Source organism: Rhodococcus sp. AQ5-07 (assembly GCF_009707305.1).
Taxonomy (GTDB): domain Bacteria; phylum Actinomycetota; class Actinomycetes; order Mycobacteriales; family Mycobacteriaceae; genus Rhodococcus_F; species Rhodococcus_F erythropolis.
In genome coordinates, this window is sequence record NZ_CP046099.1 from 3971336 (window position 1) to 3986369 (window position 15034).

The window sequence follows — 15034 nt, forward strand, 5'->3', positions numbered from 1 at the left end:
CGTTGTACAACTATGGCTAATTACAAAACAGTCAATCCCGCGACAGGTGAAACCGTCAGGGAATTCGATACTTTGGATGACGCCGGAGTTGAAGCCGCACTTGCGAACACGCATCGCGGCTACTTGACCTGGCGCAACAGTGCGCCACAGCAACGTGCGGCAGTCCTGAGCAGGACCGCCGAACTGTACACAGAGCGGGCGGACGAACTGGCCCGAATGATCTCGTTGGAGATGGGTAAGCCGGTCCGCGAGGCCAAGGGCGAAGTACAACTCTCGGCCGCGATCTATCAGTGGTACGCAGACCACGGTCCGGCGTTGCTCGAGGAAGAACGGCTCGACGTTCCCGGGGCCGAGGAGTCGGTTGTGTACCGGCGACCGATCGGTGCCCTGATCGGCGTCATGCCGTGGAACTTCCCGTACTACCAGGTCGCCCGCTTCGCGGCACCGAATCTCATGCTGGGCAACACGATCATTCTCAAGCACGCGTCCAACTGTCCGCAGTCGGCTCTGCTGATGGAAGAGATCTTGCGACAAGCCGGATTGCCGGACGACGCCTACGTCAACGTCTTCGCGACCAACGAGCAGATCGCGGACATGATCGCCGATCCACGAGTTCAAGGCGTGTCACTGACTGGCAGCGAACGCGCCGGCACCAGCGTCGCCGAAACTGCGGGACGCAATCTCAAGAAGGTCGTCCTCGAACTCGGCGGATCGGACGTGTTCATCGTCCTCGATTCCGACGACATGGATGCCACCGTCAAGTCCGCAACCAAGGCGCGTCTGTCCAATGCCGGCCAGGCCTGCAATGCGGCCAAACGTTTCATCGTCACCGAAGATTTCTACGACGACTTCACCCGCAAATTGGCGACGTCCTTCGAATCCGTTTCTGCCGGTGACCCGTTGGACGAAACCACCGTCCTGGGCCCGCTGTCCTCACAGAGCGCGGCAGACACTCTGATCGAGCAGATCGACGACGCTGTGTCCAAGGGAGCGACGCTGCTCACCGGCGGAAGGAAGATCGACGGCCCGGGCGCCTACGTTCAGCCGACGTTGCTCGCAGACGTGACCCCGGACATGCGGGCTTACAGCGAAGAACTGTTCGGACCTGCCGGCGTCGTCTACAAGGTCAAGTCGGCCAGCGAGGCTGTGGAACTTGCCAATTCGTCGGTCTACGGTCTGAGCGGGTCCGTCTGGAGCAGCGATCTCGATTCCGCCCGGTCGGTCGCTGCCGATCTCGACGTGGGAATGGCGTTTGTCAACGAGCACGGAACGACGTTGCCCGGTCTGCCCTTCGGCGGAGTCAAGCGCTCCGGAGTCGGCCGCGAGCTCGGTCCGTGGGGAATGGACGAGTTCGTGAACAAGAAGCTGCTCCGCGTCTCCAAGAAGTAGCTCGGTGCAAAAGTAGCGCAATACAAAGGAAGGCCCTGATCTCTGTTGAGGTCGGGGCCTTTCCTCATATCCCACGGACCAGCAAGAGCAATGCCCTGGTCACTCGCTTGCCGGAGTGACACTCCCACGAGTGAGGCTCCACCCGAACCTCGTCGCGATGACAGCTGACAGCCTGTAACACCCATCCAGATGAAACCGACCTGCTGGTATGACACTTTCACGAATCGCTCGCACTACCGTGATCGCCGCCGCCATCAGCGCGAGCGCCGCCATCTGTTCCGCGACGTCAGCTTCCGCGGACGTAGTAGACGTCACGGTCCTTCCGGGTCTCAGCAGCGGGCCGACAACACCGTACGGGACGGGCTGCACGTATCTGGTGGTTGCCAGGACAGCAGCGTTGGACGAGTCGAACGTCTCGATTGTCGACCTGAACCGGGCGTCGACCATGTTCCCGCAGGAATTGATCTGGGACACCGTCAATCCCTATTTCACCTTGCCGGTTGTACTCGGCCACGCCGTCACGCTGTGGACTCCGACCGCACCCGGCGAACATTCTCTGATGGCCTACCAGACGTCCGCGGGCGGGCCGGTCACAACGGTCGATGTCAATCCGGCCACCCCGATCGGTCCGGGGTGTGTCGTCGCACCCTGATCCGCTAGCCCTCCAAGAAGTCGACGAGCACCCGGTTGAGTTCATCGGCGGGAACCATCGGAATACTGTGATGTGAAGCATCTTTCAGCACCTCGACACGTGCTGCGGGAATCCTCTCCCGCACCGACTTCGACACCGTTTCCGCATCATGCACCCGTCCGTCCTGTGCGAGGACCACCAGCAACTCGACATCCAGTGCGCTCAAGTCCTCTTTCGAAGGACGTTGAGGCACTACGAGATCGGGTCGCGGTAGATCCGAAGTGCCCACTTCCACAAGAGACAGCCAGTCGGAGTCGATACTCGACTCACCTGTCTCCCACTCCAACAGTCGTCGTCGGCGTGCTCGCGACGGGGACAGCAACAGCGGAAGCGCACGCAGAAGGTAGCCCGCCTTCATGCCGGCGAAACTCGAATTAGGATCGAGCAGAACAAGTTTCCCGACACGATCCGGTCGATGCAGCGCAAAGGCCAACGCAATCATTGCGCCGTAGGAATGTCCGATCACATCGACGGTGTCGGCGCCGGTGCAATCGACTATCGAGTCCATCCACTCGATCAGATCGTCGACGGACTTCATCGGATCACCATTGGGAATGCTGAGTCCGGCATCGCCCAGGGTGTCGACGGCAAAAACACGCCGGGATTTCGACAGCGCCGCAACGTTGTCGAACCACACCGTCGAAGTGGCACCTCCCCCGGGCAGAAGGATCAACGGCCGCGAGTCTTCAGGTCCACAGACGTTCACATGCGTTCGGCCGAACCGGCCTGAGAGATCCACACCCAGCGGTTTTTGCGGCCATTTGGTCAGTACGGCGTCGTATGCGCGATTGAAGTCCATTCCCCACCCCCATTTTCTCTCGACTATCGAGATAGTAGACAATCGAGAGACAACACACCAGGGCTGGAGGCATCCATGAGCGTCGGCGATGCAGAAGACGAAGCGATGGCGATCGTCCACTCGCTTCGCGCACTGACCGTCGACTTGAACGTGGCGGTTTCCGGCTTTGCGAACAAATACAAAATGCACTCCACCGACGTCCGCGCACTGATCTGCCTTCTCGATGCCGAGCGCTCGGACACACCGGCGACGCCTGGTTGGTTGGGCTCACAGCTCGGGATCAACTCGGCGTCGGTGACTGCACTGGTCGACCGGATGGTCAAAGCGGGGCACGTAGCTCGGGAGCGAGATTCAGCGGACCGTCGACGGGTGCTCTTGCAGGTCACACCATCGGCGGTCACTCTGGGCGAGAGCTTCTTCGGCCCCCTCATTTCACGGGCTGCGAGCACCGTCGGGAATTACACCGCGGCCGAGCGAGCTACCATCGCGAGTTTCATCGTGGCGATGCGAGCGGACGTGGAGCGGACTCGAATCGATCGGGAGCCCTCCCTGTGACTCGCATACTTCCCGCGGGAGAACGCGCATTTCTCGTAGACCTCGATTCCGAAGCTGACGTTCTCGCGTTCACCGAAGCACTGACGCGTAACACCCCGGTCGGGGTCGAAGACTTCCTCCCCGCAGCTCGCACGGTCCTGGTCACGTGCACCCAGGCGGCAGATCTCACGTACGTCCGGAAGTGCTTGAACGATCTCGAGCAAACCAATTCTGCCGCGACCACAGACGAGCATTCCGAGACGGATGCACTCACCATCGCCGTCAGGTACGACGGGCCCGACCTCGACGACGTCGCACAGTCACTCGGAATGAGCCGTTCCGAGGTGGTTGCGGCCCATACCGGGGCGATGTGGCGTTGCGCCTTCATCGGATTCGCACCCGGCTTCGCCTACCTGACTTCAGGCGACACTCGGCTCGACGTTCCACGTCGAACTCAGTCGCGAACCGCAGTGCCAGCCGGTTCCGTCGCCCTGGCCGCTGGATACAGCGCGATCTACCCGCGGGCATCGCCGGGTGGCTGGCAGATCATCGGGAGCACCGACGCCGTGATGTGGGATCTGAACGCCACACCACCGGCCGCCGTTCAGCCCGGGTGCCGCGTGCGCTTCGTCAACGAGGACGACCGATGAGCGGTCTGGAGATACTCGACACCGGGCCGCTGAGTTTGATCCAGGACCTCGGACGGACCGGACACCTTCGCTCAGGCGTCGGGGTTTCCGGTGCTGCGGACAGGCGATCGCTCAAACTCGGCAACCGGCTCGTCGGCAACGACGAGGGCGCGGCAGGCGTCGAGGTCCTCCTGGGCGGATTGAGCATTCGAGCGCAGCAACAGGCAACGATCGCGTTCACCGGGGCGCCCGCACAGGCCTACCGCGACGGCATTCCGGTCGGGCATTCGAGCGTGATCGCTCTCGACGTCGGTCAGACCGTCCGCCTCGACTACGCACCGAGTGGCCTGCGGACGTATCTGACCGTTCGAGGCGGCATTGTGGTTCCCGAGATCCTGGGATCGCGCAGCACCGACACCATGTCCGGGATAGGTCCGGCGCCTCTCGAGCCCAAGGTTGTTCTCCCGATCGGGCCTTCGCCGACCGCGTTCTCGCTCGTCGACCTTGCACCAGTTCCACCGATGACAAACGAGACTCTCGAGATTCGAGTCGTATTCGGGCCGCGCGCAGATCGATTCACCAACCCCGAATCGCTCCTGCGGGGGCAGTGGGCGGTCTCCACCGACTCGGACCGAATCGGGGCGCGACTCGATCGTGTCGGCACCGACGAACTGCTGCAACAAACGAATGACGCCGAACTCCCCACCGAAGGCGTAGCGCTCGGATCGATCCAGGTCCCACCCAGCGGCCAACCTGTCGTGTTCCTCGCCGATCACCCGATCACCGGCGGGTATCCGGTGGTCGGAGTGGTCGCGGACGCAGATATCGACCGACTCGGCCAAGCCCGCCCGGGTCAGCACATCCGGTTCGTCGGGGCCTGAGCAGCGCCGAGCGATGGCGTGTCGGACCCTGCCGTCACACTGATGTCGTGCGAGTTGTCCTGGTCCCCGGTAGTACGACGTCCACGGGAGCTGTGACGGCAACTGTCCTACGGACCGATCCCGGTGGAACGCCGCTCGCCGATCCCGTCGAATACCCCGACCTGATCGCAGCGGTGCGCACCATCGAGGAAGCCGAGCACCCGCGGTGGGTGTGGCCGAGTACGGCGACCGTGTACCCACCGCTACTGCGGGCAGGCGTACGGGTTCAGCGGTGCCACGACATCTCCCTGACCCGCGCGATACTCGGAATGCGCGTCGGCAAACCGTCACCGCCTGCCGAGGAGTTCGACGACGATCGACTCGGACTCTTCGACACTGCACCCGTTCTCGATCCTCTCGCCGTCGCCACCGAATTCGCCGATCAGCGCGCAACCATCGGCACGGACGCTCGACTGGACTTGTTGATCGCAGCAGAATCGGCCGGCGCTCTCAGCGCCGCCGAGATGACGCACACGGGCCTGCCGTTCTCGACGCAGAAGCACCGCGAACTCCTCGAAGAACGACTGGGGCCGCGGCCGACGGGATACGACCTCCCCGCACGCATGCAGGAACTTGCCGCCCAGATCAGCGAGGTCTTCGGGCGCACCGTCAATCCTTCGTCTTCGGTGGAGATCACCGAGGCGTTCGGGCGTCAGGGCATCGAACTGCCGTCGACGCGCAAGTGGTTTCTGCAGGAAATCGATCATCCGGCTGTGCCGCTGCTCCTACGTCACCGCGAACTCGCCAAGCTGTACAGCACCAACGGTTGGCAGTGGATGGACAGTTGGGTGCGGGGCGATCGATTCCGCCCGATCTACGTTCCCGGTGGTGTCGTGTCCGGCAGGTGGGCGAGCCGGGGCGGCGGGGCCCTCCAGATTCCGAAGACCATGCGCTCGAGCGTCGTCGCCGATCCGGGCCACGTGTTCGTCGTCGCCGACGCCGGTCAGCTCGAACCCCGAATTCTGGCCGCCATGTCCGGCGACCGCCGCATGATGGCTGCCGCCGGCGACGACGATCTGTACGCACTTGTCGGTGCCGAAGCCTTCGGCGGGGATCGTGCAAAAGCCAAGGTCGCAATCCTCGGAGTCCTGTACGGGGCGACGGCAGGTGAAGCCAAAGCACTGCTCATCTTGTTGCGGAAGCGATTCCCGGTCGCCGTCGAGTACGTCGAGCAAGCTGCCAAGGCAGGTGAGCGCGGCGAGGTGGTGAAGTCACTGCTCGGCCGGGCCTGTCCCCCACCGTCTCCCGACTTCTACTCCCACGGCGACGCTCATGCCCGCGGTCGTTTCACGCGAAACTTCGTCGTTCAGGCCACTGCGTCCGAGTGGGCGTTGTGCCTGCTCGCCGACCTCAGGCGACGCCTCGCCGAAGATCCGGACGGCGAGTTGGTCTTCTTCCAGCACGACGAAGTGGTCGTGCATACCCGAAACCCCGAGTCAGGTACCGCCCACGTGCTGGCCGCCGCGGCTTCGGCAACTCGATTGTTGTTCGGCGACACAGTCGTTCGTTTTCCCATGGACGTCGCAGCCCGCGAGACTTACGGCAAAGGCACTTCGTAGCGTCGTCAATTCCACTCCAAGTGGTTCCACCGCGCCCGTATTGCGTGTTCTACTGGAAAACGTTGCTTTGTTGGTGCTGGTCGACTGCGTTCGAGGAGAACCATGACCAAGCTGAATACAATTGATGCAGAACGGAACGAGCGCGGAACGGTCAAACGCCGTCGACTGCCGATCTTCACCGTGATCGCGCTTGCAATCTTTGCCTTCGTCGCAGGCGGATTCGGCGGTTCGTTCCAAGGCAAACTCGCCGAGGTTCAGAAGAACGACAACGCCTCGTACCTTCCGAGTTCCGCAGAATCGACGATCGTCAGCAATCAATCCGCGAACTTCCTCGCGGTCGAGACGATCCCTGGTTTTGTTCTGTTCCATCGAGATTCGGCCCTCACCGAGGCGGACAAATCTGCAATCAACTCGGCGTACGGCGCTATTGCCGGCATCTCCGGAGTAGACGCCGACGGAATGCAACCCACTCAGTACTCCGCCGACGGCACAACTGCGTCGATCTTCGTGCCACTCGTCGCCAAGGACGGAGACACATCCGTGGCAGGCGATGTCCTGGCGACCACCGAGCAGAACGTCATCGACGCAGCAAAACAAGCAGCTGGTGATGTCGAGGTACTCCCAGCCGGGCCAGGTGGGCTACTCGTTGCGTTCATCGACGCCTTTGCCGGTCTGGACGGAGCGCTCCTTGGCGCGGCACTCCTGGTCGTGATCCTCATCCTGCTTGTCGTGTACCGATCGCCGGTGTTGTGGTTCTTCCCGCTGTTCTCCGCGCTCCTCGCCATCGGCTTGTCGTCGATGGTGATCTATTTCCTCGCGAAAGCCGAATTACTCACTCTGACCGGACAATCTCAAGGCATCCTTTTCGTGTTGGTGATCGGTGCCGGTACCGACTACGCCCTACTCTTGATCTCTCGCTATCGCGAAGAACTGCACACGTATCCCAACCGCTTCGACGCGATGATCAAGGCCTGGCGCGAGTCTGCGCCGGCCATCACCGCTTCGGCTGTCACCGTCATTCTCGGTCTGCTTTGCCTGACGTTCTCTCAACTCAACTCCAACAAGAGCCTCGGACCCGTCGCCGCCATCGGGATCGCCTGCACCTATCTGGTGATGATGACGTTCATGCCGGTCGCTCTGGCCGCCACCGGACGGTGGGTCTTCTGGCCGCGCAAGCCCAAGGTCGATCACGCCGCAGACCTTACGACGCACGGGATGTGGGGCAAGATCGCCGAGGCCGTCGGCAGCAAGGACCGCCCACTGTGGATCGGCGCCACAGTCTTGTTGATCATCCTGTTCGCGGCCGGGATCGGCAGTCTCAAAACCGATGGCCTGACATCCACCGAAAGCTTCACCAATCGTCCCGACGCTGTTGTCGGACAAGAACTCTACGACTCGAAGTTCGATCCCGGAGCCGGCGCACCGGCCGTGATCACCGCAAACGCCGACCAGGCCGACGCCGTCATCAAAGCAGCCAGCGGCGTCGAAGGTATCTCGCAGGATCCCGGCGCCGTCTGCACCCAGGTGGACGTCGCAAAGGTCAGCGAGCTGATCAAGACCAACCCCGCTGCCGTCGCACAAGCCGCCGCTGCGGGTTGCGCCCCTGCGGCTTTCACCGTTGCACCGATCGACGGCCGAACCATGATCAATGCAACCCTCGCCGACTCTTACGATTCGCCGCAGGCACTCGAAACTGTCAAGCGACTGCGGACTGCCGTCCACGACGTGCCCGGCGCCGACGCACTCGTCGGCGGCAGCACGGCCACCACCCTTGATGTCCAGGCCGCCTCGGTCCGCGACAGAAACCTGATCATCCCGATCGTGTTGGTGGTGATCTTCCTGGTCCTGGCCGCTTTGCTCCGCGCTCTGCTGATCCCGGTGATTCTCATTGTCACCGTGGTGCTTTCCTTCGCGGCGACGCTCGGTGTGAGCGGATTCTTCTTCACACACGTATTCGGGTTCGCCGGGGCGGATCAATCGTTCCCACTGTTCGCCTTCGTGTTCCTGGTCGCTCTGGGTATCGACTACAACATCTTCCTGATGACCAGAGTCCGGGAGGAGACCGGAGAATTCGGTACCCGTGCAGGTGTCCTGCGCGGTCTTGCGGTGACCGGGGGTGTGATCACCTCAGCCGGAATCGTCTTGGCCGCAACATTTGCCGTACTGGGCATCCTGCCGCTGGTCTTCCTCGCCGAGATCGGATTTGCCGTGGCCTTCGGTGTGTTGCTCGATACGATCATCGTGCGCAGTGTCCTGGTGCCTGCGCTCTCTCACGACATCGGGAAACGTATATGGTGGCCGTCCGAACTGGCCCGCGCGAAAGACTGACCACTACAGAAACGCTTCCTTGGTCCACAGATGAAAGAGTGCGTACGCTCGCCAGGGTCGCCAGCGCTCGGACAACGCTGCGGCTTCTTTGCCCGACGAGACCCCCAACGCTCGCTTCAACACCAGATCGTCGGGTACGAAGGCGTCGCGATCACCGAGAATTCGAACAGTGAGATAGTCAGCGGTCCACGGTCCGATTCCCGGTAGCGCCAACAACTCTTGTCGAAATTGGACAGGATCCGCATCCCAGGAGAGATCGAGACCGTTCGCTGCCGCAGTTGCCAACGTGTGCACTGTTCTTGCGCGCGCTGTGGTCAATCCGACGGCTTTCTGTATGTCCTCCGGCGATTGCGCTGCAACCGCGTCCGGATCAGGGAAGGCAAGAAACTCCCCTTCCACCGGCGCTCCGAATGCGCCGACAAAACGACCACCGAACGTCCTCGCTGCGGCGAGCGAAACCTGTTGCCCCAGAACGGTGAGCACTGCGGTCTCGAAACCGTCCACCGAGCCGAGCACCCGCAATCCCGGACGGGCGGCAACGAGTGGGGCCAACAACTCGTCGCTACCGAACGCTGCTTCGACAGCAGTGTGATCGGCGTCGAGGTCGAGCCAACGACGCACGATCACCTCCAGCACTGCGGAATCCCCGGCTGGCACATCGGAATCCACGACGACGCCGCCGTCTGTCCACGACACCGACACGACAACCGGGCCGGAAGGCAACGGTATGACTCTGGTGTGAACACCGTCGTCGTGACGCTCGAGGCCTGCGACGCAGTGAGCCCGCAGGGCACCGGTGAGCGGTTCGACTGCATAGGGTGCCTGAAAGCACAGGATCACTGCGCTCACCGGCCGGCTTCCAGATCCAGCAGAATCGCTTTCAGTTCGGGGCCGCCGGCGTACTGCCCGAGGCTGCCGTCGCTGCGCACCACCCGGTGACACGGGACCACCAACGGCAGCGGATTCTTTGCGCATGCGGTCCCGACGGCACGCACCGCACGCGGGCTTCCCGACGCTACTGCGACCACCGAATAGCTTGCAGTGTGGCCGTATTCGATCTCGGGGAGATGACGCAACACTTCGCGTCGGAACCCCTTCGCGAGTTGGAAGTCCAAGCGCAGATCGAATTCTCGACGCGCACCGGCAAAGTACTCGTCCAACTCGCGAGCGACAGTGTCCAGCCTGCGCGGGTAATGAAGCACACGGGGGCTGACGGTGTCCGCCAAACGTTCCAGAACGAGGTCGTGCCCTTCGACGGCAAAGGCAACCCGCACCAGGCCGACATCGGTCGCCGCCAGGAGCAGCTTTCCGACCGGCGAATCGACGGTTCGATATGCCACGTCGATCAATTCAGCTTCGGACGCCTGCGCAGCCAGGCGCGCCCGTAGGCGGATCATGGCGTCGGCGTCAACGGCTGGAAGCGCCTCGAACACATCGTTACTCATGAGTGACTCCCTTCCGCAGCGGTAGCGGACAAGTAGGTTCTTCGTAGTGTGGCGATACCGTCGGCACCCGCGCGTCTGGCGGCCGCCGGGGTGTTGCCGAGGATGTCCGCGATCTCTGCGTACGGCAGCCCACCCAGAAAGTGATAGGCGACTGCCGCACGTTGTTTGAGCGGTAGCTGTTCGAGTGCGTCCCAGAGTTCGTGATCCCACGTTCCGGGTACGCCGATTCGCGTCGGCAACTCCGGAACCTCGTCTGTCGGCACGGCCACGCGGGCGCGCACTCGGGTGATGTCGATTGCCTTGCGGTGCGCGATGGTCACCAGCCAGGCTTCGATGTTCGCGTCCGGATTCAGATCCGGATATGCCCGCATCGCTGCGATGAACGTCTCGGACCACGCGTCCTCGGCGTCGACGGGACCGACCACCGCGCGGCAGACACGGAGGACCACTGCACCGTATTCGGTCACGACGTCTTCGAACGGTTTGAGTCTCACGATCGGTAGACGTTCCCGATCACCGAATTGTGAGCCGAGCGCATCAGAAGAGGACATCCGATTCGCCGCCGTGCTCGCGGTCGAGCAGGAACCGCTTGCGTTCGAGGCCGCCGGCGAAACCGGTCAGACTTCCGTCGCTACCGACCACACGATGACAGGGAACGATGATGCTGATCGGATTCTTGCCGTTTGCCGCGGCGGCGGCACGGATCGCAAGCGGGTTACCCAAAGTTTGCGCGAGCTCCATGTATGTCCAGGTTTCGCCGTACGGGATCGTTCGCAAGGTATCCCACACCCGCTTCTGGAACTCGGTACCCACGGGCGCCAGCGGCACGGAGAACTCCGTGCGATCACCCTCGAAGTACTCGGTGAGCTGCGATTCGACTTCACCGAAGACCGCCGCGGAACGATCACCGAACGTGGACTCGTCCGGCTTGTGGCGATGCTCCGCCATGTACAGCCCGCAGAGGTCGTCACCTGCTGCTACCAGCGTCAACGCCCCGATCGGCGAGTCGATCACGGTGTGCGTACGGATAGCCGTCATGTCTCGATCCTTCCAGGTTGCGCGGTGCAGCAGGCAGCGGGTGAATTGATTGTCCGCGCCGGCACCGACACCTCGAAGACGCCGCTGGCCTCGTGAATGTGAGATTTACCTGTACTTTGACGTCACATCAGGCAGTATCGAGGGATGGCTCTAGTTTTGCCCGGCAGCTCCACCGTCGTCCGCTCCGTCGGCGACGTGGTGCACTGGTCCCTGTCCACGGTCGCTTTTGCGGTCACCCTGCCCACTCGACTCGAGGCGCTCCTCTTCTCGGTCGAGAGGTTGGTGGCACGCATCAACCAGATCGCCGACAACGCCGACCGCGTCGTCATCGGAGCCGCCGCCGTGACCGTTCGAGCTGAGACGCTGGTCGAGGCCGTCGAACAGACCTCGGACATCGCGGGACAACTCCTCGAGATCTACGAGCCCATTGCGTTGCAGCTCGCGCCGCTGGCGGCCAGATTCGCCGACGACCTGTCCGAGGCAGAGGTCAGCGCCGCGATCAAGCTGATCGACCAACTACCGGAGCTCACCGACCGGGTGGCCGCGGTGCTGCCCATCCTCGGAACTCTCGACTCCGTCTCACCCGAGATCCACGAACTCCTCGGAGTGGTCAAGGACCTGCGGCAGGCAATCGTCGGAGTGCCTGGCTTTCACTTCTTTCGCAAGCGGGGCGAAGCCAAGCTGGATTGAAATTTCAGGCGGAGTAGCCGTTGGTCCCAGCACGCGTCATGACGACCTTCGGAACTACCGCTCGAGACGAGAGCTTGAGCAGACCGTCCACCAACTCCACGATGTCGTCGACCTTGATCATGGTGTCCGGTGTGATCCGATCGCGCGTCCACGCCGACATGTCGGTATCGACGTAACCGGGAGCGATGGCCGTCGCACTGACGCCGTTTCCGGACTCCTCGGCGTTGAGTGCCTCGACCATCGAAATCAGCGCAGCTTTGGTGGCTCCGTAGACGGCCAAGCCGCTCTCGGCATACACACCGGCCATCGAGGCGAGAGCGATCACCTTTGCTCCCCCGACGAGGTCCGCGTCCGCCGCTGTACGCAGGAGCGGCAGCGACGCTTGCAATAGTGCGAACGGTGTCCGGAGATTGACGGCAACGGTCTTGTCGAAACGTCGCATGGGGTAGTCAGCCACTCGCCCACTGGTTCCCACTCCGGCGTTGAGGACGAGGGCTCGCATGGAGCCGAATCGCTCGCCGTGCGTGGCTACGAGTGCTGCGGCGAAGTTCTCGTCCGCCATGTCGCCGGCCGAGACGACGACGTCCGGCGATCCGGCGCGCGTAAGTTCTTCGGCGACAACGGCGAGCCGTTCGGCATCACGCGCCGTGATGGTCAGCCCGTACCCTTGCGAAGCCAAGCGTGTTGCGATGCCGAGCCCGATTCCCTTGGAGGCGCCGGTGACCAGTGCTGATCGAGTCATTCGAATTTCCCTTGCAGTGCGTTGAGTCCGGCCGAGATCAGTTCCGGCACAGAAGATCCAGCCTTGTCGAATCCCCCGCCGACGGTGGCTCCTGCTCGGAATCGGTGATCGATGCCCTGCGCCACGACGGCGAGTTTGAAGAACCCGAGCGCCATGTAGAAGTTCCAATGCGCCAGTTCACGACCCGAAACGGACGAATACCGTTGCGCCAGATCGACAACGGACGGTAGCGACGGGCTCGTCCACGCAGCAGGCTCACCCAGAACCAGATCCAGCGCGGGATGCCGATAGACGCACATCATCGCGATGTCCGCCAGCGGATCTCCCAGCGTCGACAGTTCCCAGTCCACCACTGCGGCAACCTTGGTGACGTCGTTCGCCGCGAGAATCGTGTTGTCGATCCGGTAGTCGCCGTGAACGATCGACGAAGCCGATTCAGCCGGAATCAATTCCGCGAGGCTCGACGCCAACCTGTCCACATCGGCCGAGTCCTCGGTCTTGACGCGTGACCATTGACCGGCCCACAACTTCACCTGACGGGCTACGTAACCGTCGGGTCGGCCGAGTTCGCCGAGACCCACTGCGTTGTAGTCGACGTCGTGCAGGGCAGCGAGAACACGCACCAACTCGTCGGTGCACTGCGTGACCTGCTCTGCCGGAACAGCTTCCAACTCGGTTTTGGTCCGGATCACTTGACCGGTGACGAACTCGACCACCGTGAACGACGCACCCATCACCGAGGCGTCCTCGCACAGCACGACGGTCGGGGCGACCGGCACGGCGGTGTTCTGCAACGCCGAGGTGATTCGGAACTCGCGCGCAACGTCGTGCGCCGAAGGCGTGAGGCCGGCCGTGGGTGGACGACGCAGAATCCACTTCGAGTTGTCGTCGAAGATTCCGTAGGTGAGATTGGATTTGCCGCCTGAAATCAGTTCGGCTCGCAACTCACCGCTCACCTCGACGCCTGCGGCTTGCAGATACTTGTGGAGCGCCACGAGATCGAGTCCTGGGAAGTCCGTCACTTCGACTCCTCCCGAGCAGCGCGCTTCGCAGCGCCGACAACACGTTTCGCAATTGCCCAGCGATGAACCTCGGACGGACCGTCGTAAACGCGGAAGGGACGCACTTCGCGGGACAACCGTGCCAGCGGAAGATCGCCGGACACGCCCATTCCGCCACACATCTGAATGGAGCGGTCGACGATCCGGAAGATCGCCTCGGCCGCGTAGGTCTTGGCGATGGACGTCGCGTTGCTCGCGTGCCCGCCCTGATCGAGTTCGAAGCAGGCCTGCACCAGAAGTGCGCGACTGGCTGCGATGTCGATCTCGTTGTCGGCGACCATCTTCTGGATCATTCCGAGATCACCGAGTTTCGAGCCGAAGCCTTCTCGTTCGGCAACCCTGGCCACGGCGACGTCGTGGCCGCGGCGCGCTGCACCGAGCCAGCGCATCACGTGCGTCATCCGGGCGGGACCGAGACGAACCTGCGCGTAAGCGAAACCCTGATCGACCTCACCGAGAACGGCCTCGTCGGGAACGAAGAGATCCTCGAACGTGACCTCGCAGTGCCCGCCGATCATGGCCTTGTCGAGGGTGTCGATGTGTCGACCCACGATGAGACCCGCTGTGTCCGTCGGCGTCAGGAACATGGTCGCTCCGCCGCGCTGCCCGGGCTCGCCGGAGGTGCGCGCCATGATGATGAAGAATCCGGCGCCGTCGGCGCCGGTGATGAACCATTTCTTACCGTTGATCTTCCAGCCACCGGGGACTTTCTCGGCGCGGGTGTTCAAAGCCGAGGGATCGGATCCCGCTCCCGGCGCGGGTTCGGTCATGGCGAATGCCGACCGCATGTCCCCGCTTGCGAGCGGCGCGAGGAACTGCTGCTTCTGTGCTTCGTTCGCGACGTGGGCCAGCATGTGAACATTGCCCTCGTCCGGCGCAGCGATGTTGAGCGCCGTCGGCCCGAAGAGCGAGTAGCCGGCTTCCTCGAAGACAGGCGCGCGATCACTCATGTTGAGTCCGTGGCCGCCGTACTCGATCGGTGCATGCGGTGCGAAGACACCGGCTTCTTTTGCTGCCGCCTGCATCTCGATGCGGATGGCATCGCCACCCGCGACGGCGATGTCACCGGCGTGTTCGTCTTCGATGGGGAGCACTACGTTGCGCGTGAAGTCGCGCGTCTTCTCGATCAGCGCCACCACCTCGGGCGCGTACGTCAGATCGATTGCCACCAGCCACCTCCGAAAGAACATCCCGACCGAGCGATCGCTC

16 protein-coding genes are annotated in these 15034 nt (G+C 62.9%); 8 read left to right on the forward strand and 8 right to left on the reverse strand.

The window, feature by feature from the left end; all coding sequences use genetic code 11:
• Positions 1–12: 12 nt before the first annotated feature.
• On the forward strand, positions 13–1389 hold the full coding sequence (locus GJB56_RS18380; protein WP_113682602.1) for an NAD-dependent succinate-semialdehyde dehydrogenase: 1377 nt from the start codon (positions 13–15) through the stop codon (positions 1387–1389).
• Positions 1390–1597: 208 nt separating this feature from the next.
• Positions 1598–2041 (forward strand): hypothetical protein, encoded by a 444-nt coding sequence (locus GJB56_RS18385; protein ID WP_113682603.1) that lies wholly within the window; start codon positions 1598–1600, stop codon positions 2039–2041.
• 4 nt (positions 2042–2045) lie between these two features.
• Here the strand turns inward: GJB56_RS18385 and GJB56_RS18390 are convergent, their stop codons facing one another.
• Positions 2046–2879 carry an alpha/beta fold hydrolase gene (locus GJB56_RS18390; RefSeq protein WP_047888295.1) on the reverse strand — a complete coding sequence of 278 codons (834 nt, stop codon included), beginning with the start codon at positions 2877–2879 and terminating at the stop codon, positions 2046–2048.
• Positions 2880–2954: 75 nt separating this feature from the next.
• On the opposite strand from GJB56_RS18390, the gene GJB56_RS18395 reads away from it, so the two are divergent.
• The 5 genes from GJB56_RS18395 (at position 2955) to GJB56_RS18415 (ending at position 8849) form a co-directional block, all read left to right on the forward strand.
• Positions 2955–3434, forward strand: coding sequence for a MarR family winged helix-turn-helix transcriptional regulator (locus tag GJB56_RS18395; protein ID WP_019745433.1), 480 nt, complete (start codon positions 2955–2957; stop codon positions 3432–3434).
• Complete coding sequence (locus GJB56_RS18400; protein ID WP_020909245.1) at positions 3431–4063, forward strand: 5-oxoprolinase subunit B family protein; 633 nt, start codon at positions 3431–3433, stop codon at positions 4061–4063. The genes GJB56_RS18395 and GJB56_RS18400 overlap by 4 nt, the downstream gene beginning before the upstream one ends.
• Positions 4060–4923, forward strand: a complete 864-nt coding sequence (locus GJB56_RS18405) for a biotin-dependent carboxyltransferase family protein (protein WP_070385172.1) — start codon at positions 4060–4062, stop codon at positions 4921–4923. The genes GJB56_RS18400 and GJB56_RS18405 overlap by 4 nt, the downstream gene beginning before the upstream one ends.
• Before the next feature lie 47 nt (positions 4924–4970).
• On the forward strand, positions 4971–6521 hold the full coding sequence (locus GJB56_RS18410; protein WP_113682604.1) for a bifunctional 3'-5' exonuclease/DNA polymerase: 1551 nt from the start codon (positions 4971–4973) through the stop codon (positions 6519–6521).
• Positions 6522–6623: 102 nt separating this feature from the next.
• On the forward strand, positions 6624–8849 hold the full coding sequence (locus GJB56_RS18415; protein ID WP_113682605.1) for an MMPL family transporter: 2226 nt from the start codon (positions 6624–6626) through the stop codon (positions 8847–8849).
• A 3-nt stretch (positions 8850–8852) separates the two neighbouring features.
• Here the strand turns inward: GJB56_RS18415 and GJB56_RS18420 are convergent, their stop codons facing one another.
• The 4 genes from GJB56_RS18420 to GJB56_RS18435 are packed head-to-tail and all read right to left on the reverse strand — an operon-like array spanning position 8853 to position 11332.
• Positions 8853–9698: a DNA-3-methyladenine glycosylase family protein gene (locus GJB56_RS18420; protein WP_113682606.1), complete on the reverse strand. Its 846-nt coding sequence runs from the start codon at positions 9696–9698 to the stop codon at positions 8853–8855.
• Entirely contained in the window at positions 9695–10294 is a 600-nt protein-coding gene (locus tag GJB56_RS18425; protein WP_080909903.1) for a methylated-DNA--[protein]-cysteine S-methyltransferase, read from the reverse strand. Before GJB56_RS18425 ends, GJB56_RS18420 begins: the two co-directional genes overlap by 4 nt.
• Positions 10291–10845 (reverse strand): RNA polymerase sigma factor, encoded by a 555-nt coding sequence (locus GJB56_RS18430; RefSeq protein WP_020909250.1) that lies wholly within the window; start codon positions 10843–10845, stop codon positions 10291–10293. Before GJB56_RS18430 ends, GJB56_RS18425 begins: the two co-directional genes overlap by 4 nt.
• Entirely contained in the window at positions 10832–11332 is a 501-nt protein-coding gene (locus tag GJB56_RS18435) for a methylated-DNA--[protein]-cysteine S-methyltransferase (RefSeq protein WP_019745441.1), read from the reverse strand. The genes GJB56_RS18430 and GJB56_RS18435 overlap by 14 nt, the downstream gene beginning before the upstream one ends.
• 144 nt (positions 11333–11476) lie before the next feature.
• On the opposite strand from GJB56_RS18435, the gene GJB56_RS18440 reads away from it, so the two are divergent.
• Positions 11477–12022 (forward strand): hypothetical protein, encoded by a 546-nt coding sequence (locus GJB56_RS18440; RefSeq protein WP_007729604.1) that lies wholly within the window; start codon positions 11477–11479, stop codon positions 12020–12022.
• Positions 12023–12026: 4 nt separating this feature from the next.
• Here GJB56_RS18440 and GJB56_RS18445 read toward each other — a convergent pair whose 3' ends face one another.
• Genes GJB56_RS18445 through GJB56_RS18455 form a run of 3 tightly spaced genes read right to left on the reverse strand, consistent with a single transcriptional unit; the run spans position 12027 to position 14994 of the window.
• Positions 12027–12764 carry an SDR family NAD(P)-dependent oxidoreductase gene (locus GJB56_RS18445; protein WP_113682607.1) on the reverse strand — a complete coding sequence of 246 codons (738 nt, stop codon included), beginning with the start codon at positions 12762–12764 and terminating at the stop codon, positions 12027–12029.
• On the reverse strand, positions 12761–13786 hold the full coding sequence (locus GJB56_RS18450) for a phosphotransferase family protein (RefSeq protein ID WP_113682608.1): 1026 nt from the start codon (positions 13784–13786) through the stop codon (positions 12761–12763). Before GJB56_RS18450 ends, GJB56_RS18445 begins: the two co-directional genes overlap by 4 nt.
• Entirely contained in the window at positions 13783–14994 is a 1212-nt protein-coding gene (locus GJB56_RS18455; RefSeq protein ID WP_020970898.1) for an acyl-CoA dehydrogenase family protein, read from the reverse strand. The genes GJB56_RS18450 and GJB56_RS18455 overlap by 4 nt, the downstream gene beginning before the upstream one ends.
• Between the last annotated feature and the right edge of the window lie 40 nt (positions 14995–15034).